Here is a 26,713-nt window from a genome sequence, read left to right as displayed (position 1 = left end):
ATGGTCCTTGCCGATTTGCAAGACAACGCGCACCCTTGCAAAGCATGCATGCACAGATGCAAGACCTCGCCGACGCCCGCTGGGACGACGTGCGGCTCTTCCTCGCCGCCTACCGCGAGCGCAGCCTCGGCGCTGCCGCCGCACGCCTCGGCGTGGACACCTCGACCATCAGCCGCCGCCTCACCGCCTTCGAGGACGCGGTGGGCAAGCGCCTCTTCGAGCGCACCCGCGAAGGCCTCACCCCGACCCGCGCGGCCGAGGTCCTGGTCGCCGCCGCCGAGATCATGGAAGGCGGCCACGCCCGCCTCCTCCGCGACGCCTCCGGGGTCGAGGAAGCTGCCGAGGGCATCGTTCGGCTGAGCGCCGCGCCGGGCCTCGTCGACACCTTCATCACCCCTGCCCTCCCCCGCTTCCACGAACGCCACCCCGGCATCACCCTCGAGATCGACGCCTCCACCCGCGTCCTCGACCTCACGCGCCACGAAGCCGACCTCGCCCTCCGCTCCACCCCACCCCAGGGCGCCGAGCTGATCATCACCAAGATCGGCACCGCCCGCTGGATCGCCGCCGCGTCAGCCGCGCGCGTCGACGCCCTCGGCCGCCTCGCCTCCTGGGACGACGCCCCCTGGCTCGCCTGGGACCGCGACATGCTCAGCTTCGCCCCTTCCCGCTGGCTCGCGCAGCACGCCCCGAAAGCCCGCGTCGTCCTGCGCACCAGCCACTTCCTCACCCAGCTCGGCGCTGCCGAAGCCGGCCTCGGCATCGGCCTCTTCCCCGAGCCCTACCTGCGCCCCCGCCACCTCGTTCCCGTCCGGTTCGCGAAGAAGCTCGCCCCTTCCACCGCGTCCTGGCCCCAGGACGGCCTGTGGGTCGTCGGTCACCGCGCCCTGCGCGACGTCCCGCGGGTCGCCGCCGTCTGGACGTTCATGACCGAGGAGCTGCGCACCACCCTCATCGGCCGCTGACCCCGGACGGCGCCCGGACCCACGTCATTCCGTCCACCGTCCCACCAGGCCTGCCAACCCCGGCTCGACAGCCCCGGTCTCCTTCAAGCGCCTGGACCACTCCGGTCCCCGCGCACCGGACTCCTCCAAGCGCCTGGACCGCCCGGTCCCCGTGCACCGGTCTCCTCCAAGCGCTTGGACCACTCCTCGCCCTGAGGCGAACTCCCCTCCAGACGCTTGGACCACTCCTCGCCCTGAGGCGAACTCCCCTCCAGACGCTTGGACCACTCCTCGCCCTGGGAAGATTTCCCCTCCAGACGCTTGGACCACTCCTCGCCCTGAGGCGAACTCCCCTCCAGACGCTTGGACCACTCCTCGCCCTGAGGCGAACTCCCCTCCAGACGCTTGGACCACTCCTCGCCCTGAGGCGAACTCCCCTCCAGACGCTTGGACCACTCCTCGCCCTGAGGCGAACTCCCCTCCAGACGCTTGGACCTCCCCTCGCCCTGGGAAGATTTCCCCTCCAAGCCCCTGGACCCCTCCTCTCCTCAAGGAATGCGCTGCTCAGCGCTCCCGGCGCATTCAACCCTGCCCGGTGTCACCAGGGAATCCGCCCTCGCTGAATCGACGGCATGGACCTGGGCACCGCTCCGCCGTCGGGCCAGCGCCACAGCAGGTCCGCCGGGGACCACCGAGGTCCCCCACGTTACGAGGCACGAGACACGAGGCCGGTCACGCAGGCTCGGGTCCTCTGCTCTCACCGCGGAGTTTCGCGAGATCCACCTGCAGTTGCTCCACGAAGCGTGCGTGGGCCTCGTCGGCAGGAAGGAGCCATGACGTGAGGGGGATGTCGGCGCCTTCGCTGGTCTCCAGCACCACCACGTGCTTGCCGGAGGTGGACACGTCCTGCGCGCCGAGCAGGAGAGAGAGCGGGATCGTCTGCATGCGAGACAGGTGCAGCCAGCCGCTGCGATGGATCTCGCAGACGTCGCGCGCAGGGGCCAGGACGACGCGCACCCGGATGCGCCGCTTGCGCCTTTCGAGGGCGAACCACCCCATCGTGAGGACGCCCGCGATCACCACGCCCGCCACGACCACGCGCATGGACGACTTGCTCCCGACGTCTTCGGCCACCGTCAGCGTCGTCCGGGCCGGCTCGTCGACGAAGGCGCGAATCTCGCGGTGCAGCTCGTGCGCCATGGGGCCCGACGCCAGCCGGAGCAGCTTGCCCTGCGGCAGGGTGATCACCAGCGCGGTCTTCGGGTGCTTCTCACGCGTGCGAATGACCTCGGCCGTCTCCAGCACACCGAGGTCGAAGCGCTCCACGCGGCGTTGCGGGACGAGCTCACTGCCCCACGTCACGACGCACGACCCGCCACGGGTGCATTCGAAGGCGTGGAGCACGTCGTGCTCGGCGACCAGCCACAGGAGCACCACCACCAGCAGGAAGAACGCCGTGATCACCACGGGTACGGGCGAAGGTCCCTCGAAAGGCCCGTACCAGATCACTTCTTCGTCGAAGGCGGGGGCTCGATCCAGCATGCGCCTGCCACTATGGCCAACCGTCCGCGCGGTTGACAAGGGGCGGAGACGGCGCCGAAGACCGGCCTCTCACGTCACGGGATCCGCGGAGTGCAGCGCCTGCTTCAGCAGCTCGGCCAGCTTCCGCACGTGGGGCTCGCCGAGCATGGACTCGTGCTCGCCCGACACCTCGTGGAGGCGCACCGGCTGCTGCACGTAACGCGCCCAGCCCAGCGCGTCTTCGCGTCGGATGCCTGGCAGCCAGCCATCCGGCTCGGCGGCCTCCTCGCTCAGGCGGTAGAGGGTGAGGTGCTGATCGTAGGTCGGCGGCGCGTAGGTGATGCGGGCCTCGGTGTGCGCTTTGTAGATGGCGAGCAGGCGCGACACCTCCAGCGTCCCGATGTCCGGCGGCAAGGCGCCCGTCGTGCGCGCGCCGTCGACGACGCGCTGGAGCTGTTCGAGGCGCGCGAGGGGGCGCAGGGTGTCGACGGGCAGGTCGAGGCCGAGGCCACGGGCGATGTCCGAGAGGTAGTGGGTGTCGTCCCAGCCGTCGTAGAACGCCGTGCTGCTCTCGGGCGGCATGTCGAACAGCGCGAGGTGACGGACCTCTTCCCCGGCTTGCGAGAGCTGGCACGCCATCTCGTACGCGACGAGCGCGCCGAACGAGTAGCCGCCGAGCAGGTACGGACCTTCGGGCTGCACGGCGCGCAGCATCTCCACGTACTGCGCGGCCATGGTGTCGATGCGTCGGTTGGGGGCCTCGCCGTCGATCCCCTTCGCCTGGATGGCGTAGAACGGGCGGTCCTTGCCGAGGAGGCGCGCGAGTGTGGCGTAGAAGAGGACCATGCCCGTGCCGCCGTGCACGAAGAAGACTGGGCGCCCGCGCCCCTCGGGCTGGATCTTGACCAGCAGGGATCGTTCGCGGGCGGCGCGGCGGCGTCGGGCCTCCGGGGTGGCGCTCAGAGCGCAGAAGCCGCGCAGGGCCTCGGTGAAGCGGGCGGCGAGCTGCTCGATGGTGCGCGCGTCGTGGAGGTTGTCGCTGTAGCCCCAGTCGACGTGGAGCTGACCGTCGACCACGCGGCCGTTGATCTCCAGAAGGTGGCTCCGGAGCGCGCCTGGGGCCATGTGCGGGCCGCTCGACTCGCGGGCAACGCGAAGCGCAGGCGCGTCGGCGAGGCGCTGGTCGAACTGGCCGAGGTAGTTGAAGAGGATCTGGCTTCCAGGCATGGCGCGCAGCGCGGCGCGGACCTGGGGCGACTCGGAGAGGTGGCGCAAGAGGCCGTAGCCGAGGCCACCGTGCGGAATGGCGCGGAGCTGCTGCTGGACGGCCGTGGCGATCGTCTCCAGCGAGAGCGTGGGCAGCGCCTCGTCGCGTGTGGCTTCCTGAGGCAGGTCGATGCGCACCGGGAAGATGGTGGTGAACCAGCCGACGGTGCGCGAAGGATCGAGATCGTCGGCGAAGGGCTCGCGGCCATGGCCTTCCAGATCGATGTGCACGCTGCGGCTGCCGAACCAGGGGGCGAGGGCGAGCCCGAGTGCGGTGAGCAGGACGTCGTTGATGCGGGTACCGAACGACCGGGGGACGTCTTCGAGCAAGGCGCGCGTCTCCTCGGGGGAGAGGCGCGCGGTCACGGTCCGTTCGGACGCGGCGGTGTTGGGACCCTTGCGCGCGTCGAGTGGCAGCGGTGGGGCGCCCGCGCTGTCGAGCCAGAAGGGCAGCTCGTTGCGGATGGCGTCGGTCTGGGCGTGCGCGACGAGGCGATCGGCCCAGGCCTTGAACGAGGTGGTCTTGCGCGGCAGACGCACGGGCTGCCCGGCGGCGAGCTGCGCGTACGCGGTCTGGAGGTCTTCGGGGAGGATGCGCCACGAGACACCGTCGACGACGAGATGGTGCGCGACGAAGAAGAGGCGACCGGGGCGCTCCGGGCCGAGGTCGAAGAGGGCGACGCGCAGGAGCGGGCCTGCTCCGAGGTCGAGGCTCGCTTGCAAGATGGCGGCGGCCTCCGTGATCGCTGCGGCCTGCAAGTCGGAGGGGACGTCCGCGAGGTTGACGACGGAGAACGGGATGTCGTCGCCGGGCGGGTCGATGCGCAGCGTGGGTCCTTGCTCGCCGCGGACGACGCGCAGACGGAGGACGTCGTGGTGCTGGAGTAGCGCGCCCACGGCCGCGCGAAGCAATGTGGGGTCGAGGCGGTCGTCGATCTCGACGAGGATCGACTGGTTGTAGTGGGCGGGCATGAGCAGCTCCCGCTCGAAGAACCAGCGCTGGATCGCGATCGGGGGGACGTCACCGAGCACGAGGCCTTGCTCGGCGTTCGCGGCGGCGAGGTGATGGCCGCGCGCGCCGGGGGTGCCGTCGACGCCGTCGGCCTCGGTGGCGACGCGGGCAAGGTCGGCGACGGTGGGCTGCTCCAGGATGTCGCGGAAGGTGAGGCCGAGGCCCGCGAGGTGGGCCTTGTTGACGACCTGGATGGCGAGGATGGAGTCGCCCCCGAGGTCGAAGAAGTTGTGGTGGGTGCTGATGCCGTCGAGGCGAAGCACCTGTCGGAGGACGTCGACGAGGATCTGCTCGGCCGGCGTGGCAGGGGCGATCAGCGGGCGCTCCGGGTCGCTGGGGGCAGCGTCCGGGGAAGGCAGCGCGCGGCGGTCGACCTTGCCGTTCGGGGTGAGCGGGAGGGCGTCGAGGACGACGAACGCAGACGGCACCATGTACGCCGGCAAGGTCCTGGCGAGGGCCTCGCGCAGCGCCGTCATCGAGGGCATCGGGGAGTCGGCGGCGGGGACGAGGTAGCCGACGAGGCGGCGGTCGGAAGGGCCGTCGTCGCGGGCGAGGACGACGGCCTCGCGGAGGCCGGGGAGCGCGGTGAGGGCATGCTCGATCTCGCCCAGCTCGATGCGGTAGCCGCGCACCTTGACCTGGTGGTCGAGGCGGCCGAGGTAGTCGAGCTGGCCGTCGGCGCGGAAGCGCGCGAGGTCGCCGGAGCGGTAGAGGCGCGCGCCAGGCTCGGTGGCGAAGGGATCGGGCACGAAGCGCTCGGCGGTGAGGGCGGGGCGGCCGTGGTAGCCGCGGGTGACGCCGAGGCCGCCGATGCACAGCTCGCCGCGCACACCGATGGGTGCGGGGGTTCCCTGGGCGTCGAGCACGTAGAGGCGTGCGCCAGGGATGGGCTTTCCGATGAGCACGGGCTGGTCGGGCGTGAAGTCCGGCGGGACTTCCCAGAGGGCGCAGCCGACGACGGTCTCGGTGGGGCCGTACTCGTTGAGGATGCGGGCGTGCGGCGCGTGGGTGCGGAGCGCGGTAATGGTGCTCGCGCCGAGGGCCTCGCCGCCAACGACGAAGGAGCGGACCCTGGCGAGGGAGCGCTGCGCTGTCGGGTCACCGAGGAGCGCGTCGAGGTGAGAAGGCGTGAGCTTGAGGAGGGCGTGGTCGCGGCCTTCGTTCAGCGCGGTGGTGAGGTGCTCGATGCCCGGGCCTTCGGGGATGAGGTGGACGCGCTGGCCCACGGTGAGCGGCGCGAGGGCGCTGGTGACGGTGAGGTCGAAGGCGAGCGAGGAGTGGACGGGGACGCCGTCGCCGCTCGCCATGCCGTACGCCTCGGCGCTCCAGCGCAGGTAGCTGGCGAGGCCGCGGTGGGGGACCATGACGCCTTTGGGCCTGCCGGTGGAGCCCGAGGTGTACAGGAGGTAAGCGAGGTTCGAAGGCGTGGCGGGGCACTTCGGCGGTGCGCTCGAAGCGTGGGGTGCGCCAGAAGCGTCGGGCGCAGAAGGAGCGTCGGGTGCGCCCCAGCCGTCGTCGGCGAGCAGGAGATGGCGCGCGCCGGCGGCGGGCGGGAGCCGTCCAGGGACGCGACTGTGGCTGACCACGACGGCGGCCTGGCTGTCGTCGAGCATGAAGGCGACGCGCTCTTCGGGGTAGCTCGGGTCGAGCGGGACGTAGGCGCCGCCGGCCTTGAGGACCCCGAGGAGGGCGACGATCAGCTCGGGGGAGCGGTCGAGCCAGAGGGCAACGGGGACGTCGGGGCCGACGCCGAGCGCCTGGAGGCGGTGCGCGAGGGCGTTCGCGCGGTGATCGAGCTCGGCGTAGGTGAGCGTGACGTCGCCCAAGGTGACGGCCGGCGCGTCGGGGGTGCGCGCGACCTGCTGCTCGATGAGGTGGTGGGCGCAGAGGTCGGCGATGGGCTCGGGGACGGGCGCGTTCCACACCGACAGGAGGGTGTGCAGCTCCGGCTCGGGGGGCGCCGAGAGTGCGGAGAGGCGCTTGTCGGGGGCCTGGGCGGCGCGGGTGAGGAAGGCTTCGAAGGCCTCGGCCATGCGGTCGATGGTCGCGGCGTCGAAGAGGGCAGTGCTGTACTCGAGGCCGCCACGAAGCCCCTCGTCGGTCTCGTCGAGGAGGAGGGTCAGCTCGAACTTGGCGGTCTCGGTCGCAAGGGCGATCGGGTGCAAGGTGAGCGCACCGGAGCGGAGGGATGCGCGAGGGAGGTTCTGGAGCACGAACATCGCCTGGAAGAGCGGCGGTCGGCTGGTGTCGCGCGGCAGCTCCAGGGCCGAGACGAGCTTCTCGAAGGGGGTGTCCTGGTGGGCGTAAGCGTCGAGGGTGCTCCGCTTCACGCGGGCGAGCAGCTCGCGGAAGGTGGGATCGTCGCCGAGGTCGGCGCGCAGGACGAGGGTGTTGATGAAGAGGCCGACGAGGTCCTCGGTGGCGGCCTGGGTGCGGCCCGCGACGGGAGAGCCGACGAGGACGGTGTCCTGGCCAGCGTAGCGGCCGAGGAGCGCCTGGAAGCCCGCGAGCAGGGCCATGAAGAGGGTGACGCCTTCGCGCCGACAGAGGGCGTCGAGGGCGCCCTTCAAGGGCGCGGGGATGCTCAGGGGGCGGGTCTTGCCGCGCGGGCTCTGGAGGGCCGGGCGGGGGCAGTCCGTGGGCAGCTCCAGGGGGTCGAGGGCGCCCGCGAGGTGCTGCTTCCAGAAGGTGAGCTGGGCGTCGAGGGTGTCGCCCTGGAGCCACTGGTGCTGCCAGGCGGCGTAGTCGGCGTACTGGATCTCCAGCGGGGGCAGGGTCGCCGGCGCGCCTTCCACGCGAGCGGCGTAGAGGAGGGCGAGTTCTTTCATGATCACGCCGATGGACCAGCCATCCGCGACGATGTGGTGCATCGTGAGCTGGAAGGCGTGGCGTGCTTCGCCGAGCTTCACGAGGCGGGCGCGCACGAGGGGGCCCGTCGCGAGGTCGAAGGGGCGACAGGCTTCGTCGCGGAGGAGGGCCTGGAGGGCGGCGTCGGAGAGGGCTTCGGCAGCGGCAGCAGCGCTGGTCGTGGAGACCGCGTTGCTGCCGGTGGCCACTTCGCCGCTGGTGACCACTTCGACGATCTCCAGCGGGATGGTGCCCTCGGCGGCGATGATCTGGCGGGGCTCGCCTTCGACGGTCGCGAAGGTGGTGCGGAGTGGCTCGTGCCGATGCGCAAGGTCGTGGAGGCAGCGCGCGAGGACGGCGACGTCGAGGGGACCGTCGATGCGCACGGCAAGCGGGATGTTGTACCAGGGGCTCCCGGGCTGGAGCTGGTCGAGCACCCACATCCGCTGCTGCGCGAACGACAGCGGGTGACCGGCCGTGGCGCTCGCAGCGTCAGGGGGGTCGGAAGTGACGCGGCGCAACGCAGGGAGGGTCGGCTTCACGCCTTCGCCACGCGCGATGTCGATGCGCTCGGCGAGGGCGGTGAGGGTCGGTGCATCGAAGACGGTGCGGAGGGGCAGCTCCACCGAGAAGCTGCGGCGAGCGCGGGCGACGACCTGGGTGGCGAGGAGCGAGTGGCCTCCGAGCGCGAAGAAGTCGTCGTGCGCGCCGATCGTCGAGGTGCCGAGGACCTCGGCCCAGATGCCCGCGAGGATCTCCTCCGTGGGGGTGCGGGGCGAGGTGAGCGTGCGCGCCGCATCCTGGCCTTCGGCGCTCGGGGCGGGGAGCGCACGGCGGTCGACCTTGCCGCTGCTGGTGAGCGGGAGCGCGGCGGGGACGCTCACGAACGCAGCGGGGATCATGTGACCCGGGAGGCGGTCGGCGAGGAAGGCGCGCAGCGCCGCCGGCGAGAGGTCGGTGCCTGCTTGCGCGCCCGCGGGTTCGGGGGCGTCGCGCGGCACGAGGTAAGCGACGAGGCGCGGCTCACCAGAGGCGTCCTCCCGGACCACGACGACACCATCACGCACGGCCGGGTGCTGGACGAGCGCGGCCTCGATCTCGCCCAGCTCGATGCGGAAGCCGCGGATCTTCACCTGGAAGTCGAGGCGCTCGAGGTACTCGATGACGCCGTCGTCACGCCAGCGGACGCGGTCGCCGGTCCTGTAGAGACGAGCGCCGGGCGGGCCGTGGGGATCGGGGACGAAGCGGGCGGCGGTGAGATCAGGGCGGCGCAGGTAGCCGCGGGCGAGGCCGACGCCACCGATGTACAGCTCGCCAGGGACGCCGACCGGCGTGGGGTCGAGGCGCTCGTCGAGGATGTAGATGCGGGTGTTGGCGATCGGGGCGCCGATGGGGACGACGCCGCGCGGGTCGTGGGGTCGGCAGGCCCAGAAGGTCACGTCGATGGAGGCCTCGGTGGGGCCGTAGAGGTTGTGCAGCTCGGCCTGGCTCTGGGCGAAGAAGCGCTCTTGCAGGTCGAACGGCAGGGCCTCGCCGCTGCAGATGACCCGCTTCACCGAGGCGCAATCCACGAGGCCTGGATGATCGACCATCGCCTTGAGCATCGAGGGGACGAAGTGCAGGGTCGTGACGCCCTCGGCGACGATGAGGTCGCGCAGGTAGACGGGATCGCGGTGGCCCTCGGGGCGCGCGACGACGAGGCGGGCGCCGAACATCAGCGGCCAGAAGAACTCCCAGACGGAGACGTCGAAGCTGTACGGCGTCTTCTGGAGGACGACGTCCTCGGCGGTGAGGCCGTAGGCGCGCTGCATCCAGAGCAGGCGGTTGCGCAGGCCGGCATGATTGTTCATCACACCCTTGGGGCGCCCCGTGGAGCCCGAGGTGTAGATGACGTAGACGAGGCCCTCGTCGGTGGGTGAGAGGGCGAGGTCGGCGTCGCGCTCTTCGGCGATCTGCGGCCACTCGGCGTCGAGGGCGAGCGCCGGGGGACCGTCGTCGGGCAAGAGGTGATGCAGGCGCTGCTGGGTGAGGATCACCGCGGGGCGGCTCTCCTCGATCATGAGGCGGAGCCGCTCCGTCGGGTATGCAGGGTCGAGCGGAACGTAGGCGCCGCCCGCCTTGAGCGTGGCGAGCAAGGCGACGACCAGCTCGAAGGAGCGCTCGGCGGCAACGCCGACGAGGACGTCAGGGCCGACGCCGTGGGCACGGAGCGCGTGCGCGAGCTGGTTCGCGCGGCAGTTGAGGGCGCGGTAGGTGAGGTGCTCGCCCTCGAAGGTCAGGGCGATGGCGTCCGGGGTGCGCGCGGCCTGCGCCTCGATCTGGCGGTGGACCAGGAGATCAGTCGCGAAGGTGGTCTCGGTGTCGTTCCAGGTGGTGAGGACCTGGGTGCGCGCCGCAGGCGTGAGCAGCGAGAGGGAAGCGACGGTCTGCTCGGGGCGACGCGTGATGCCTTCGAGGAGCGCACCGAGGTGGTCGAGCAGGCGGAGGATGGTCGACCCCTCGAACCGCGCCGGGTCGTAGCCGAGCCGCAGGGTGATGCCCTGGTCGACGGCGGCGACGACGGTGAGCGGGTAGCTGGTCTGCTCGCGCGCGCGCACATCGGCCACGCGAAGAGGGCCGCCGGACTGCTGGAGGGCGGCGTCCATGGGGTAGTTCTCGACGACGAGGATGCTCTCGAAGAGCGGCTCACCACGGGCGACCTCGCTGAAGCCCTGCACGAGGGTGAGCGGCGTGTACTCGTAGGGGAGCTGCTCGGCCTGCTGCGCCTGGAGGCCTTGCAACCAGGCGACGAGGGTTGCGTCAGCATCGCAGCGGACGCGCACGGGCGGGGTGTTGATGAAGAGGCCGACCATTTCCTCGATGCCATCGACGCTGGCGGAGCGGCCGGAGACGGTCGCGCCGAAGACGACGTCGCGTTCGCCACTGGAGCGGCCGAGGAGCAGCGCCCACGCGCCCTGGAGGAGGGTGTTCGGGGTGAGGCCGTGCGCGCGCGAGAGGTCGAGCAGGGCGGAGGTGATCTCGGGGGTGAGCTTCCGTTCTTCCCAGCGCTGGGTGCTCGCCTCGGCGCCCGCGCTCTTGCGGCGATCGGCAGGAAGCGGGGTGGGCGCCTGGAAACCGCGCAGGCGCGCGCGCCAGAAGGCCTCGGCCTGCGCGAGGTCCTGCTCGGCCAGCCAGGCGATGTAGTCGCGGTAAGGGCGCACGGCGCCGAGGCGGGGCGCTTCGCCCTTCTGGCAGGCGTCGTAGGCGGTGAGCAGGTCCTTGAAGACGATGGGGAGGGACCAGCCGTCGAGGAGCAGGTGGTGGTGGGTCCAGACCAGCTCGTGGGCCTCGTCTTCGGTGCGGAACACGGTGAGACGCATGAGCGGCGCGTCTGCGAGGTCGAAGCCGCGCGCGCGGTCCCTGTCCATGAAGGCATCGAGCTGCGCTGCGCGCTCGGCCGGCGGGAGGGCGCGCCAATCGTACTGGATCCAGGTCAAGGCCGCGGCAGGTCGGACGAGCTGGAGGGGCTCGTCGAGATCACCGTGCACGAACGCCGTGCGCAGGATGGGATGCCGCGCGAGGAGCGCCTGCCACGAGGCCTGGAGGGCGGCCGGGTCGAGCTTGCCCTCGATGCGGAAGGCGAGCTGCTCGACGTACACGCCCGAGCCAGGGTCGCGCAGGGAGTGAAAGAGCATGCCCTGCTGGGTGGGCGAGAGGGGGTAGAGGTCCTCGACGTCACGGCCATGGCCGACGAGGCGATCGAGGGCGGACTGCGTGATGCGGACGAGCGGGAAGTCCGCCGGGGTCCTGCCACCAGCGTCGGGCTCTCGGCCGTGCGCGAGCAGCTCGCGCAGGGCGGTGGTGAAGCCGTCGGCGAGGCGCTCCAGGGTGGCGCGGTGGTGGGTCGTATCGCTGTAGGTCCAGCGCAGGTGCAGGCGTCCGTCGGCGATCCAGGCGCCGATCTCGATGAGGTGCGTGCGGGGATCGTGCGGACTGTGCGGGGCGCCGGAGGGCTCTTCGGCCGCGCGGAAGAGGCGCTCGCCCGTGGGGCCTTGCTCGACGTGACCCTGGTAGTTGAAGACCACGTCGGCGTGCGGGTGGGCCCGCAGCGCGCCAGAGACGTCGGGCTCGGTGGCGAGGTAGCGCAGGAGGCCGTGACCGAGGCCGCGACGCGGGATGCGCCGGAGCTGCTCCTTGATCGCCTTGAGGCGCTCGCCCGGGCCGCCGTCGGGCAGGTCGAGGCGCACAGGATAGAGCGCCGTGAACCACCCGACGGTGCGTGAAAGGTCGAGGTCATCGCCGAGGTCTTCGCGGCCGTGGCCTTCGAGGTCGAGCTGGAGGGCGCGCGCGCCGGTCCAGGCGGAGAAGGCCTGCGTGAGCGCCGTCAGGAGGACGTCGTTGATCTGGGTGCGGTAGACGTCGGGGAGGTCGTGGAGAAGCGCGCGGGTCTCCTCGGGATCCAGGGTGCGCTCGACGGTGGCCGAAGAGGACGCGAGGTTCTCGCCGCCCGGGAGATCACGGGGGATGGGCAAGGGCGCAGAGGCTGCGAGCCAGTGCGGAAGCTCGCGCCGGACGGCCTCCGTCTGGGCGTGCGCGGCGAGACGCTCGGCCCACTGCTGGAACGAGCTGGTCTTGGGCGGGAAGCGGACTTCTTCGCCTGCGCGGAGCTGCGCGTACGCGGTCTGGAAGTCTTCGAGGAGGATGCGCCAGGAGACGCCGTCGATCGCGAGGTGATGAACGACGAAGAGCAAGCGTGAGGGCTGGCCTTCGCCGAGATCCATGAGGACGACGCGCAGGAGAGGGCCCGTGTCGAGGCGCAAGCTGGCCTGGGCCTGCTCGGCAGCAGCGACGATGGCGCGCGCCTGGGCCTCGGTGGGGCGCTGCGAGCCGGCGTCGGCGTCGCGGGCTTCGGCCGGGAGGGTCACGAAGGTGAAGGGGGTCTCGTCGCTCACCTCGGCGTGCCGCTGCTGCACTTCGCCGCCTTCGCGGACGAAGCGCAGGCGGAGGGCGTCGTGGTGCCGGACCAGATGGACGACGGCCTGCGTGACGAGCGCGGGGTCGAGGCGCTCGTCGATCTCGGCGAGCACGGCCTGATTGAAATGCTCGGGTGCGCTGCGGTCTTGTTCGAAGAACCAGCGCTGGATGGGGGTGAGCACGACCGGGCCGGTGACGGGCCCTTGCTCGGCGGCGGGGCGCTCGCTCCCGTCGGACAGGACCGAGAGGGCGGCGATGGTCTGGTGCTGGAAGAGGTTGCGGACGGCGAGGGAGATACCGGCACGCTTGGCGCGGTTCACGACCTGGATGGCGAGGATGGAGTCGCCACCGAGGGAGAAGAAGTTGTCGTGGATGCCCACCCGCTCGAGGCCGATGACCTCGGCCCAGATGCCCGCGAGCGTGGTCTCGTGCGGGGAGCGCGGGGCGACGAAGTCGCTGTCGTGCTCGGCAAGCGTGGCGCGGGTGGTCTCGGGGCGCGGGAGGGCGCGGCGGTCGACCTTGCCGTTGGGTGTGAGCGGCATGGCCGGCAGCGCGACGAAGGCGGCCGGGACCATGTACTCCGGGAGCTTGTCCTGGGCGTGCGCCTTGAGGACTGCAGGATCAGGTTCGGTACCATCGTTTCCGACCACGTAGGCGACGAGGCGACGATCCCCCGGCGTGTCTTCGCGCACGACGACGAGGGCCTCGCGCACGCTGGGGTGGTTCATGAGGGTGACCTCGATCTCACCCAGCTCGATGCGGAAGCCGCGGATCTTCACCTGGAAGTCGCGGCGGCCGAGGAACTCGATGTTGCCGTCGACCATGTACCGGCCCGCGTCCCCCGTGCGGTAGAGGCGCTCGCCGGTGCGGGGATCGGTGATGAACGCGGCGCGGGTGATCTCCTCGGCGCGCCAGTAGCCGAGCGCGACGCCGATGCCGCCGATGTACAGGTCGCCCTCGACGCCGATGGGGCATGGAGAGAGGGCGCGGTCCAGCACGTAGAAGCGCTGGTTGTCCATGGCGCGGCCGTACGGGATGCTGCGCCAGGTCGGATCGACGTGGTCGATGGGGTAGAGAATCGACCAGATGGAGGCCTCAGTGGCGCCGCCGAGGCTGGTGACGACGATGCCGGGGATGATGCGCTTCAAGCGGTCGGGGAGCGTGACGGGGATCCAGTCACCGCTGAGCAGGGCAGCGCGCAGCGGGAGGGGCGCGGCAGCGATGGAGGGCCCGTGGGGCGACGCGACGTGCTCGGCGAGGTGGTCGACGAGCATCTCCATGAGGGCGGGGACGGTGTTCCAGAGGGTGATTCGCTCGCGGTCGATCAGCTCGGCCCAGTAGGCAGGGTCGCGCGCGGCGTCGGACTCGGGCAGGACGAGGGCGCCGCCCACGGCGAGCAAGCCGAAGACGTCATACACGGAGAGGTCGAAGTTGAGCGCGGAGAGGGCGAGCACGCGGTCGACCGGCCCGACGCGGAAGCGGCGGTTGATGTCGACGATGGTGTTCACCGGGCCGCGGTGGTCGATCATCACGCCCTTGGGCACGCCGGTGGAGCCCGAGGTGTAGATCACGTACGCGAGGTCGAGCGGGCCCTGGACGCGCGTGGGCGCGCGGTCGTCGGCCTCGGAGAGGTCGTCGAGGTCGGCGTCGACGACGAAGTGCTCGACGCCTGGAGGCCAGGCGATGACGTCGGCGAGGGTGGAGTGGGTGAGGGCGAGCGTGACCTCGCCGTGCTGCAAGAGGTGGCGGACGCGGTCGGAGGGGAGGCCCGGGTCGATGGGCACATACGCGGCGCCAGCCTTCAAGATGGCGAGCGCGGCGACGACCTGCGCCCAGCCCTTCCGGATGACCACGGCGGCGAGGGTGTTGGGGGTGGCGCCGCGCGCGCGGAGCGCGTGGGCGAGGCGGTTGGCGCGACGCTCGACCTCACGGTAGGTGAGCCGGCGGTCGGGGGCGATGACGGCGATGGCGTCGGGCGTGCACGCGGCCTGCTGCTCGAACAGCTCGTGGAGGCAGGTGTCCGTCGGGTAGGGGGCAGCCGTGTCGTTCCAGTCGACGAGGGCGCGGTGGCGCTGCGCTTCGGAGAGGAGCGGCAGCTCGGAGATGCGCTTCTCGGGGGTGGTGGCGAGGGCGTCGAGGAGGGTGCCGTAGTGGCCGGCGAAGCGCTCGACGGTGGCGCGGTCGAAGAGGTCGGTGTTGTACTCGATCCAGCCCTGGAAGCCGTCGTCGGCGTCGGCGAGCGCCCAGGTGAGGTCGAACTTGGAGATGGAACTCGCGACCTCGACGGGGCTCAGCGCGAGGTCACCCAGGCGAGACTCCTGGATCCAGCCGCCCTGGAGCACGAACATGACCTGGAAGAGGGGGGTGCGGCTCGGGTCGCGCGGGGGCTGTACCGCGTCGACGACCTGCTCGAAGGGGACATCCTGGTGGTCATACGCGCCGAGGGCCACCTTGCGGACACGCTCCAGAAGCTCCAGGGCGGTGGGGTCGCCGGAGAGGTCGGTGCGGAGGACGAGGTTGTTCAGGAAGAGGCCGATGAGGCCTTCGAGGTCGGCGCGGTTGCGGCCGGCGACGGGGGAGCCGATGCAGACTTCGTCGGCGCCCGAGAGGCGCGCGAGCAGGAGCTGGAGGGCTCCGAGGAGGGCCATGAAGCGGGTGACACCAGCGCGGCGGCAGAGGGCCTCGACCTTCTCGCGGGTGGTGCCGGGGACGTGGAAGACGAGGCTGGTACCGCGGTAACGGTTCACCGCGGGGCGGGGCCGGTCGGTGGGCAGCTCCAGGGCGGAGGCGCCGGCGAGCTGCTGCTTCCAGTAGGCGACCTGGCGCTCGCGCACACCGCTGTCCAGGTGCTGTCGCTGCCAGAGGGCGTAGTCGGCGTACTGGAGGGGGAGCGGCGGGAGCGAGGGGGACGGAGGTGCCGCGGGTGAGGCCTCGGAGCCGCCGGGTACGCCGCTGGGCGCGCCCGGGCTGGGCACGCTGGGGCTGGTGACGAAGGCGGTGTAGAAGGCCGACACCTCGCGGAAGAACACGGCGTTGGACCAGCCGTCGGTCACGATGTGATGCATCGTGAGCATGAGCACGTGCTCGGTGCTGGAGAGCTTGAACAGAAGCGTCCGGAAGAGGGGACCTTGCGCGAGGTCGAAGCCACTCCGGGCGTCCCTGGCGAGACGGTCGTGGAGCGCGGCGTCACGCTCGGCCTGCGGCAAGGCGCTGAGATCCTCCAGCGGGAGGGCCACGGTGGGCTGGGGGGCGACGATCTGGAGGAGCTGCCCCTCGACGGACTGAAAGGTCGTGCGGAGGATCTCGTGGCGCTGCGCGACGGCCTCGATGGCGCGGGCGAGCGCGCCAGGATCGAGGACGCCTCGCAGGATGACGGCGGTGGGGATGTTGGAGAAAGCGTTCTCCGTCTCCCACTGGTCCATGAACCAGAGACGCTGCTGGGCGAACGAAGCAGGAGAAGGGCCCGCAGCACGCGGCGGAAGCGCCTTCTCCGCGGCGGCCGGTGACGGCTGCTGCTTCTTTTTTCGCTCCAGGAGCTGCATGAGCAGCTCGCGCTTCTGGGGGGAGATGGACGCGATGCGCTTGTTCACGTCCTGCTCAGACATCGCTCTCGGTCTCCTGCTGGCAGCGCGTCTCGCTCCGGTCGAGAGGCAGAGCATCCTCGGTCTCCCCTCCCCCGCCCTCGGCGAGCAGCGCCATCACCTCTTCCTCGGAGAGATCGTCGAGGCTCTCCAGCATCTCGCTCAGATCGCCGCAGTCGACCTGCTCGGCCTTGCAGCTCACGATGAGGCTGGCCATGTCGGCGAGCACGGGCGACTCGAAGATGGCACGGAGGGGCACCTCGACGGCGAAGGTGTCGCGCGCGCGGGCCACGACCTGGGTGGCGAGGAGGGAGTGGCCCCCGAGGGCGAAGAAGGAGTCGTGGATGCCGACGCGCTCGACCTGGAGGACTTCGGTCCAGATGTCGGCGAGGGCTTGCTCGGTGGCGGTGCGGGGCGCGACGAAGGCGGGACGCTCCTCGGCTTGCGCGGCATCGGGGGCGGGCAAGGCGCGGCGGTCGGCTTTGCCGCTGGGGGTGAGCGGCATGGCGTCGAGCCGCACGAAGGCGGTGGGGATCATGTACTCGGGGAGCTTCGTCCGGAGGTGCTCGCGGAGCGCCGTGGTCGAGGGGGCTGTGCTGCGCCCGGTTTCTGCTCCTCCCTCACCCGCCGTGACCTCCGTGGCGCTCGCGACCACGTAGGCGACGAGACGCACGTCACGGGGGCGATCCTCGCGTGCCAGGACGACAGCCTCGCGGACGCCGGGGTGCTGGGCGAGGACGGCCTCGATTTCGCTCAGCTCGATGCGGAAGCCGCGGAGCTTCACCTGGTGGTCGGTGCGGCCGAGGTACTCCAGCTCGCCGGTGGGGAGCCAGCGCGCACGATCGCCGGTGCGGTAGAGGCGCTCGCCCGGGGTCGTGGCCAGCGGATCGGGGAGGAAGCGCTCGGCGGTCAGGCTGGCGCGGTGCACATAGCCGCGGCCGACGCCGACACCGCCGATGAACAGCTCGCCCGGGACGCCGACGGGCACGGGGTCGAGGCGGGCGTCGAGGAGGACGATCCGGGTGTTGGCGATGGGGCGCCCGATGGGCACGATGCGTCGAGCGTCGGCACGCTGGCAGGCGTGGAAGGTGACGTCGATGGAGGCCTCGGTCGGGCCGTAGAGGTTGTGCAGCTCGGCGGGGCTCTGGGCGAGGAACCGCTCGACGAGCTCGAAGGGGAGTGCCTCGCCGCTACAGATCACCCGCTTCAGGTGGGTACACCGCGCGAGGCTCGGCTCCTCGACGAAGGCGGCGAGCATCGAGGGAACGAAGTGCGCGGTGGTGACACGCTGAGACGAGAACAGCTCGGCCAGGTAGGCGGTGTCGCGGTGACCGCCCGGGCGAGCGACGACGAGGCGAGCGCCGGTCATCAGCGGCCAGAAGAACTCCCAGACGGAGACGTCGAAGCTGTACGGCGTCTTCTGGCAGACGGCGTCGGCCTCGGTCAGGCCGTAGGCCTGCTGCATCCAGAGCAGGCGGTTGCGCAGGCCGCGGTGGGTGTTCATGGCGCCCTTGGGCCGGCCCGTGGAGCCCGAGGTGTAGATCACGTAGGCGAGCTGGTCGTCGGAGGCCACGCGCGGTGGCGCGCTCGTGGGCGCCGTGGCGAGCGCCGCGGCGGTCGCGGCGGCGTCGAGACAGAGGACATGGGTGCCAGGGAGGGCGCGCTCGGCGAGCAGGCGCTCCTGGGTCAGGATGACCTTGGCCTGGATGTCGCCGAGCATGAAGTCGAGGCGCTCGGCCGGGTAGGTCGGGTCGAGCGGCACGTAAGCGCCACCGGCCTTGAGCACGCCGAGGAGGGCGACGACCAGCTCCAGGGAGCGCTCCATGCAGACGCCGACGAGGCGCTCGGGGCCGACCCCCAGCGCGCGGAGGTGGTGAGCGAGCTGGTTGCTGCGCCGATCCAGCTCGGCGTAGCTGAGCATGCGGTCCTCGAAGATCACCGCCGGCGCATCCGGGGTGCGCGCGGCCTGCTCGGCGATCCGCTCGTGGACGCAGAGGTCCTCGGGGAACGCGACGGCGGTGTCGTTCCAGGCGTGGACGACCAGCTGTCGCTCCTCGGGCGGCAGGATGGGCAGCTCGGCGAGGTGCTGCGCGGGAGCCGTGACCGCGCCCTCCAGCAGGGTCTGGAGGTGGCCCATGAGGCGGGTCATGGTGGCCGCGTCGAAGAGGTCGGTGTTGTACTCGATCCAGCCGCGCAGCCCCTCGTCGGAGTCTTCGAGGGAGAGGGTGAGGTCGAACTTGGAGGTCGCGCCCGACAGCTCCATGCGCTCCGCCGTGAGGCCGGGAAGATCGAGGACGGGCTGAGGCGCGTTCTGCAGGATGAGCATCACCTGGAAGAGCGGCGAGCGGCTCAGGTCGCGCTCGGGCTGGAGGGCGTCGACGAGCTTCTCGAAGGGCACATCTTGGTGGTCGTAGGCGCCGAGGGTGACCTCACGGACGCGCCTCAGCAGCTCGCGGAAGGAGAGCTCCGGTGAGAGGCGCGTGCGCAGGACCAGGGTGTTGATGAACAGGCCGATCAGCCCCTCGGTCTCCGCGCGGGTGCGCCCGGCGATGGGCGAGCCGATGGCGATGTCGTCCTGTCCGGTGACGCGATGGAGCAGGGCCTGGAAGCCCGCGAGGAGGGCCATGTAGAGGGTGACGCCCTCGCGCCGGCAGAGGGCGCGGAGCGCGTCGGCGAGCGCCGGGGGGAGCGCGACGGGCAGGACGGCACCACGGAAGGTCTGCGTCGGCGGACGCGGGCGGTCGGTGGGCAGCTCCAGGGCAGGGATGCCGCCGCCGAGCTGCTGCTTCCAGTAGGCGAGCTGGCCGTCGAGGACCTCACCTTCGAGCCAGTCGCGCTGCCACTGGGCGAAGTCGGCGTACTGGATGGGCAGCTCGGGCAGCTCGGGGACGCGGTCGGCCGAGAAGGCGGCGTAGAGCGCCGACAGCTCGCGCACGAGGACGCCGATGGACCAGCCGTCGGAGACGATGTGGTGCATGTTCAGGAGCAGCACGTGCTCGTCGGCGCTCAGCGCGAGGAGCGTGACGCGCAGGAAGGGGCCGCTGCCGAGATGGAACGGGCGGAGGGCGTCCTTGCGCGTCAGGCGCGCCACCTCGACCTCCTGGTCGGCGCCGGTGAGGTGGCCGAGGTCGATGCGCTCGACGCGGAGAGCCGGCTCGGACGCGATCACCTGGAAGGGCTTGCCCTGCCTGGAGGCGAAGGAGGTCCGCAGTGTCTCGTGGCGCTGGCCGAGGGCGACGAGGCTGCGTTCGAGGGCAACGGCGTCGAGGCTCCCCTTCAAGCGGACCGCGGCGGGCAGGTTGTAAACGGGGCTGCCCTGCTCGAGCTGGTCGAGGAACCAGAGGCGCTGCTGGGCGAACGACAGGGGCAGCTCGCCGTCGCGCGGTGGGCGCACGAGGGGCGAGATCGCCATGCCCGCGTCGGTGCGTCGGCTCGCCTCGACACGCTCGGCGAGGGCCGCCACGGTGGGTGCTTCGAAGAGTGCGCGCAGCGGTAGCTCGACGCCGAGGCACGCGCGGAGGCGCGCCATGGCCTGGGTCGCGAGCAAGGAATGGCCGCCCAGCGAGAAGAAGTCGTCGTGGACGCCGACGCGGGGGACGCCGAGGACCTCGCTCCAGACGCTGGCGAGCACATCCTCGACCGGGGTGCGCGGCGCGACGAAGGTGGCGCCCGGATCTCGGTGAGCCCAGTCGGGGGCCGGGAGGCGGTTGCGGTCGACCTTGCCGTTCGGGGTCTTGGGGAGGGCGTCGAGCAGCACGAACGCGGCGGGGACCATGTACTCGGGCAAGGTCGCGCCGAGGGCCTGACGCAGGTCGGCACCGGAGAGATCGGCGTGTTCGCGCTGCGCGACGTGAGCGACGAGGCGGCGGTCGCCGGGCACGTCCTCGCGCACGGTGACCACCGCTTCGAGCACACCTGGCAACCGTTCGAGGGCGGTCTCGATCTCCCCCAGCTCGATGCGGAACCCGCGGAGCTTGACCTGGTTGTCGATGCGGCCAAGGAAGTCGAGTGTGCCGTCGGCGAGGCGGCGGACACGGTCGCCAGTCCTGTAGAGCCGCTCCCCCGATGCGCAGTGGGGGTCGACCACGAAGCGGTCGGCCGTCAGCGCAGGGCGGTTCACGTAGCCGCGGGCGAGGTTCGTCCCGCCGATGTACAGCTCGCCGGGGACCCCGATCGGGACCAGCTCCAGGTGCGGCCCGAGGATGTGGATCCGGGTGTTCGCCATGGGCTGGCCGATGGGAATGGCGGGGGGCAACGGACCGCGGGCGCAGGTCCATGAGGTGACGTCGATCGAAGCTTCGGTGGGACCGTAGGTGTTGACCAGCCGGACCTGGGGGAGGCGCTCGAAGAGGCGCGTGGTGAGCTCGACGGAGAGGGCCTCGCCAGCGCAGTAGAGCCAGCGAAGCTCAGTACACTGCGTAATTTCGGCCTCTTCGAGCAGCACCTTGAGCAGGGAGGGGACCACCTGCAGGAAGGTGATCCGGTGCTCGGCGAGCATCCGGACGAGGTAGGCGCTGTCTCGGTGGCCATCGGCCCTGGGCAGGACCAGGGTGGCGCCAGCGCAGAGGGTGGCGAAGAACTCCTTGCCCGCTGCGTCGAAGCTGAAGGCCGTCTTCTGGAGGGTGCGGTCGGTCGGGAGGAGCGGGTGCGTCGCCTGCATCCACCGCATGTGGTTGCCGATGGCGCGGTGGGAGATGGCCACGCCCTTGGGCCTGCCAGTCGAGCCGGAGGTGTAGATGACATAGCAGAGGTCGTCGGCCGCCGCGCGTGACGGGAGATCCTCATCGGGAACGCTCACGAGCGCGTCGCCGAGGTCATCGAGGCACAACACACGCGCCGTGTGCTCCGGCAGCGAGGAAAGCAGCCGCCGCTGGGTGAGCAGGAGCGGGGCGCGGGTGTCCTCCAGCATGAAGGCAAGGCGATCGCGGGGGTAGGCCGGGTCCAGCGGGACGTAGGCGCCGCCGGCCTTGAGCACGCCGAACAGGGCCACCGGCAGCTCCGGGGAGCGCTCCGCGCAGATCCCGACGAGGACACCAGGGCCCACGCCCTGGTCACGCAGGTGGTGCGCGAGGCGGTTCGCGCGCTGGTTCAGCTCGGCGTACGTGAGCTGTTCGCCCTCGAAGAGGACGGCGACGGCATCCGGGGTGCGCGCGGCCTGAGCCTCGAAGAGGGCATGCATGCAGCGCTCGTCACCGTGGTCGACGGCGGTGTCGTTCCACACGCCGAGGATCTGATGGCGCTCCCCGGTGGTCAGCATCGGCAGCGCCGAGATGCGGGCCTCCGGTGCGGCCACGGCGCCCTCGATCAGCGTCCTGAAGTGGCCCGCCATGCGGTCGATGGTCGCGGCGTCGAAGAGGTCGGTGTTGTACTCGAGCCAGCCGCACATCCCGCGCTCGGACTTCTCCAGGCCGAGCGTCAGGTCGAACTTGGCGATGGTGAGATCGACGTCGGTGGAGCCGTCCAGGAGGCTCACCGAGAGGTCAGCGGCCTTCACGTCCTGGGGCGGGGCCTCCTGGAAGACGAACAGCACCTGGAACAGCGGAGTACGGCTCAGATCGCGAGGTGCCTGCAGGGCGTCGACCACTTGGTCGAAGGGGACATCCTGGTGCTCGTGCGCTTCCAGCAGGGTGTCGCGCACGCGGCGCACGAGATCGAGGAACGACGGGTCTCCAGAGAGATCGGTGCGCAGCACCAGGGTGTTCACGAAGAGACCGACGAGGCCAGCGAGCTCGGCATGGTTGCGTCCAGCGACCGGCGTACCGACGCAGAGATCGTCGACGCCCGCGTACCGCGAGAGCACGACATTGAAGGCTGCGAGGAGCGTCATGAAAGGCGTCGCGCCCTCCCGGGTGCTCAGCGCCGTGATCGCAGCCGTCAGCGCGATGGGAAGCTCGAAGCGCGAGACGGCCCCCTGGAAGCGCTGCACAGGAGGACGCGGGCGGTCCGTGGGGAGTTCGAGCGCAGTGGGCACGCCAGCGAGCTTCTGCTTCCAGTAGGCGAGCTGGTGCTCCCGGACCTCACCATCGAGCCACTGCCGCTGCCACAGGACGTAGTCGGCGTACTGCACCTGTAGCTCCGGGAGCGGAGAGGGCGCGCCAGAGCGGAAGGCGGCATAGAGAGCGGTGAGTTCCTGGAGGAGCAGGCCGACGGACCATCCATCCGAGATGATGTGGTGCATCGTCAGGACGAGCAGGTGCTCTTCGTCGGCCAGGCGAATCACGAGCCAGCGGACCAGCGGGCCTCCAGCGAGGTCGAAGGGACACCGGATCGCGTCGGCAGCGAGCCGCTTCACCTCGATGTGCCGAGCCTCCGCGACGAGGTGTGAGAGGTCGACGAGCTTCAGCGCGACGGTGGGTTCGGGCGCGATGCGCTGCTGGGGCTGGCCTTCGATCGCCGGGAAAGTAGTCCTGAGTGCCTCGTGCCGCGCGGCAATAGCGTGGACGCTGCGCTCCAGGAGCGACGGGTCGAGCGGCCCCCGCAACCAGAAGCCGGCGGGAACATTGTAGAAGTGGCCTCCTGGCGCGAGCTGGTCGAGGAACCAGAAACGCTGCTGGGCGAGCGAGAGCGGCAAGACGGCCGGACGCTCCATGCGTCGCAGCGGCAGCGAGGTCGATCCCTGCTTGGCGCGGCGCAGATCGTCGAGCCGCTGGCTGAAGGCGGCGACGGTCGGCGCCTCGAACAGCGCCCGCAAAGGCAAATCGAAGCCCTGTGCGGAGCGGAGCCGTCCAATGGCCTGGATGGCAACCAGGGAGTGCCCGCCGAGCATGAAGAAATCGTCGTGGATGCTCACCTGCGGCACGCCGAGCACGTCGGCCCAGAGGCCTGCCACGAGCGTCTCCGTGGGGGTACGCGGAGCCGTGAACTCGGCGTCGGTGCCACCACCGGAGGGGTTCGGTGCTGGCAAGGCGCGGCGATCGACCTTGCCGTTCGAGGTCAGCGGCATGGCCTCGATCAGGAGGATCACCGAGGGCAGCATGTACTCGGGCAGCCGGTCCTTGAGCAACGCGCGCAGGTCGGCGGGGTCGAGCCCGTCGGCAACCTGAGGCACGACGTAACCGACGAGGCGCTTGTCGCCGGGGACATCCTCGCGCGCGAGAACGACCGCCTCGCGCACGCCGGGGTGGCTCATGAGCGTGGACTCGATCTCGCCCAGCTCGATGCGGAAGCCGCGGATCTTGACCTGGAAGTCCCGGCGGCCGAGGAACTCGATGGTCCCGTCGGGGAAGTACCTGCCTTGATCGCCAGTGCGGTAAATCTGCTCGCCGGTCCTGGGATGCACGATGAAGGAGGCTGCCGAGAGTGCCTCCTCGCGCCAGTAGCCCTTGGCCAGGCCGACACCACCGATGAACAGGGCGCCCTCGACGCCGACGGGACACGGCTCCAGCGCTTGATCGAGCACGTAGAAGCGCTGGTTTCGCATCGGGCGGCCGTAGGGGATGCTGCGCCACGACGGATCGACGTGCTCGATGGGATACTGGATCGACCAGATGGACGCCTCGGTCGCTCCACCCATGCTGATGACCGCCGCGCCCGGGACGAGGCGCTTGATGCGATCGGGCAGCGTGACGGGGATCCAGTCGCCGCTCATGAACACGGCGCGGAGCGTGTCGATGCGCGCCTCCGGGTGGCCGGAGGCATGGTCGACGAGCATCTCCATGAGCGCAGGGACGGTGTTCCAGATCGTCACCCGTTCCGCCACGAGGAGCGCGGCCCAGGCGGAGGGCTCGCGCAGTGCAGAAGGCTCGGGGAGGACGACCGTCCCGCCCGCGGCAAGCAGTCCGAAGATGTCGTACACCGAGAGGTCGAAATTCAGCGCCGACAGGGCGAGCACCTTGTCGCCCGGACCGACGTGGAATTGCTCGTTGAGGTCGAGGATCGTATTCGCCGGACCGCGGTGATCGAGCACGACCCCTTTCGGCAGCCCGGTCGAGCCCGAGGTGTAGATCACATACGCGAGATCCTCGGGCCCCTGCACCCGATCGAGGTTGCGATCATCGTCGTCGGTGGGGTCGAAGACGTCGACGGTGAAGCGCAGCACGCCCTCGGGAAAGGTGAGTTCGGCGTCGTGCACGGCCTGGGTGAGCGCGAGCTGGACCTGACCGTGCTCCAGAAGGTGCCGGAGCCGCTCCGGCGGCAGGTGGGGATCGATGGGCACGTAGGCGGCCCCCGCCTTGAGAATGGCCAGGACCGCGACGACCTGCTCCCAGCCCTTGTCGAGCACGGCAGCCACGAGCGTGTTCGGGCGGGCGCCACGCTCCCGCAGGATCCTGGCGAGCTGATTGGACCTGCGATTCAGCTCGCGGTAGCTCATCCGGCGCTGGCCGAAAACGACGGCCTCGGCGTCGGGGGTCCGGACGACCTGCTGCTCGAAGAGTTCGTGCAGACACGGGTCGGGGAAATCGGCCTGCGTCGCGTTCCAGGTGACGAGCGCTCGGTGCCGCTCCTCCTCGCTCAGGAGAGGCAGCTCGGACAACCTGCGCCCCGGATTGTCGACGATCCCGCGGAGAAGCACATGAAGATGGCCGACCCACCGCGCAATGGTCGCGGTGTCGAAGAGATCGGTGCTGTGCTCCAGAACGCCAGCGATCCCCTCGGGAGAATCACTCACGATCAGGTTCAGCTCGAACTTCGAGGTTCCCTCGACCGAGCCATCCAGGGTGCCGGAGAAGGGGCGCCAGCGCATTCCCGGCATCTCCAGATCCGGGGTGGCGATGCTCTCCAGGGCGAGGTTGACCTGGAAGAGCGGATTGTCCGCCCCCTCTCTGGGGACGCGCGCGGCCTCCACCATTTCATCGAATGGCAGCTCGGCGTGGGCAAACGCCTCCATCGACGTCGTACGCGCCCGGGCGAGCAGCTCGGTGAAGGTGGGATCGCCCGAGAAATCCAGGCGTAGCGCCAGGGTATTGACGAAGTACCCGATCAGGGGGCGCAGCTCTGGCCGATCGCGGTTGGCCACTTCGGTTCCAATCGCGAAATCGGTCTGCCCGGTACAGCGGTGCAGGAGCGCGCCATAGGCTGCCAGAAGCGCGACGAACAGCGTGCACTCCTCGCGCTTGACCAGCGCCTTGAGCGCGTCGGAGAGGTCCGCCGGCAATGCCACAGGAAATGCACCGCCGCGATGAGACAGATTGCCCGTACGCGGTTTGTCGGTGGGCATGTTCAGTCTCGGGATCCCGGCGAGCAGGCCCCCCCAGAAGCGCCGGTGCTCATCCATCTCGGCGCCGCGAGCGCGCTGCCATTGCGCGTAGTCGGCATACTGAATGGGAAGGGGAGGCAGCGCCGGCGTCTGCCCCGCTGACAGCGCGCGATAGAGCGAGACCAGATCACCCACGAATGCACCAATCGACCAGGCATCAGAGATGATGTGATGCTGGAGAACGAGCAATGCGTGGTCCTCCGGGCCGAGCCTCACAAGCGCGAGCTGGAGCAGCGGCCCTCGCGCGAGCTCGAAGGTCTCACGGCTCATCATGGAGCAACGTTCGGCCAGCGCTCGCTCATGATCTGCCTCATTCACGTGGGTCAGGTCACAGTGCGAGATCACCACCGCGTCGGGAGCGAGTACGACCTGTCGTGGTTGGCCATTCGACTCCGGAAAAACCGTACGAAGTACCTCGTGCCGGGTGACCAGGGCAGTGACGCTCCGCTCGAGGGCGCTCACGTCGAGAGGCCCGGACATGCGAATGCCGAAGAAGAGATTGTAGAGCGGGCTGTCGGGGACCAGCTTGTCCAGGACCCAGAAGCGAAGTTGCCCGGAAGACAGCTTCAGGTCGCCATCGCGAGAAGCCACGGAAATCTCGGCTCCCTGCGGCGATGTGTTCTTCTTCTGGTGCGACAGGAACGCAAGAATCTCTTCGCGCCGCGCTTCCAGCTCGGAGCGGAGAGATGGTGTCAGCACATCTTTACGAGCGCGGATCCGGAGCCGATCTCCCTCGATCCACAGGCTCACGCCCAGCTGCGACAGATTCGAGAGGAACTGGGTCAAGCTCATACGTCGATCTCCAAGACATCGTCGGCAGGCATTGCGGCGAAAGCGCCGTCGAGGGCCACGAGGCTCCTCGTCGTCTCGGCTGGCGCGCTCTCCTCGTCGAGCGAGGCTAAAAAGCTGGAGCCAACACGGATAAGCGTGCGAGCGGGTGCCAGGTAGGCATGCGCGTCGATGTGACACTCAGCGCTCTCGCAGCCGATGGGCGGCGATGATGGCGCAGGTCACTCAGCGCAATTACAGCAGGCTTCAGTTCGCCCCTCCTGAATCTGACGTGTCGGGCACGTGTCAGGAGAATGAGCTGAGCCCCAGCGTCCTCCTTGCTGAGCACGCAGTATTCCGATCGCCCTGGCGAAAGAGCGCACGTGCAAAGAACTAACGTAAGCCCTTTTCGACTGTCAAGGCAGGGTCGGAGTGAGTCGGGTGCCAACATCGCCCCGTGTCGTATGGGTCATTTTGCCTCGCAGACCATCCGAGAAAATTCCAACAGATCCACAGATCTACGGATGCTGCCATCCGGAAGGGGGTCGACTCTGTGGCGCGTCACCACGATTTCATGGTCCATGTAGATGCAATGGTTCGTCGTCGCATCGATGTCGACATTCGG

4 protein-coding genes are annotated in these 26,713 nt (G+C 70.2%); 1 reads left to right on the top strand and 3 read right to left on the bottom strand.

From position 1 onward, the window contains the following. The first annotated feature begins 56 nt into the window (after positions 1-56). Entirely contained in the window at positions 57-965 is a 909-nt protein-coding gene (locus tag CMC5_RS08860) for a LysR family transcriptional regulator (protein ID WP_169796485.1), read from the top strand. Between the two features lie 711 nt (positions 966-1,676). Here the strand turns inward: CMC5_RS08860 and CMC5_RS08855 are convergent. The 3 genes from CMC5_RS08855 to CMC5_RS08845 form a co-directional block, all read right to left on the bottom strand. Beyond that, positions 1,677-2,486 carry a hypothetical protein gene (locus CMC5_RS08855; protein WP_050429984.1) on the bottom strand — a complete coding sequence of 270 codons (810 nt, stop codon included), beginning with the start codon at positions 2,484-2,486 and terminating at the stop codon, positions 1,677-1,679. Positions 2,487-2,555: 69 nt separating this feature from the next. Further along, positions 2,556-16,148: an amino acid adenylation domain-containing protein gene (locus CMC5_RS08850; RefSeq protein ID WP_050429983.1), complete on the bottom strand. Its 13,593-nt coding sequence runs from the start codon at positions 16,146-16,148 to the stop codon at positions 2,556-2,558. Continuing rightward, complete coding sequence (locus CMC5_RS08845; protein WP_050429982.1) at positions 16,141-26,112, bottom strand: non-ribosomal peptide synthetase; 9,972 nt, start codon at positions 26,110-26,112, stop codon at positions 16,141-16,143. Before CMC5_RS08845 ends, CMC5_RS08850 begins: the two co-directional genes overlap by 8 nt. Between the last annotated feature and the right edge of the window lie 601 nt (positions 26,113-26,713).

The organism is Chondromyces crocatus (assembly GCF_001189295.1).
In the GTDB taxonomy this organism is placed as follows: domain Bacteria; phylum Myxococcota_A; class Polyangia; order Polyangiales; family Polyangiaceae; genus Chondromyces; species Chondromyces crocatus.
Note: the sequence above shows the minus strand (reverse complement) of the source record. Positions and strands in the feature narration are given on the sequence as shown.

What these genes read in the sequence shown, in the direction of transcription:
- CMC5_RS08860 (WP_169796485.1), top strand. Translation starts at nt 57, where the DNA reads ATGCAAGACCTCGCCGACGCCCGCTGGGACGACGTGCGGCTCTTCCTC.
- CMC5_RS08855 (WP_050429984.1), bottom strand. Translation starts at nt 2,486, where the DNA reads ATGCTGGATCGAGCCCCCGCCTTCGACGAAGAAGTGATCTGGTACGGG.
- CMC5_RS08850 (WP_050429983.1), bottom strand. Translation starts at nt 16,148, where the DNA reads ATGTCTGAGCAGGACGTGAACAAGCGCATCGCGTCCATCTCCCCCCAG.
- CMC5_RS08845 (WP_050429982.1), bottom strand. Translation starts at nt 26,112, where the DNA reads ATGAGCTTGACCCAGTTCCTCTCGAATCTGTCGCAGCTGGGCGTGAGC.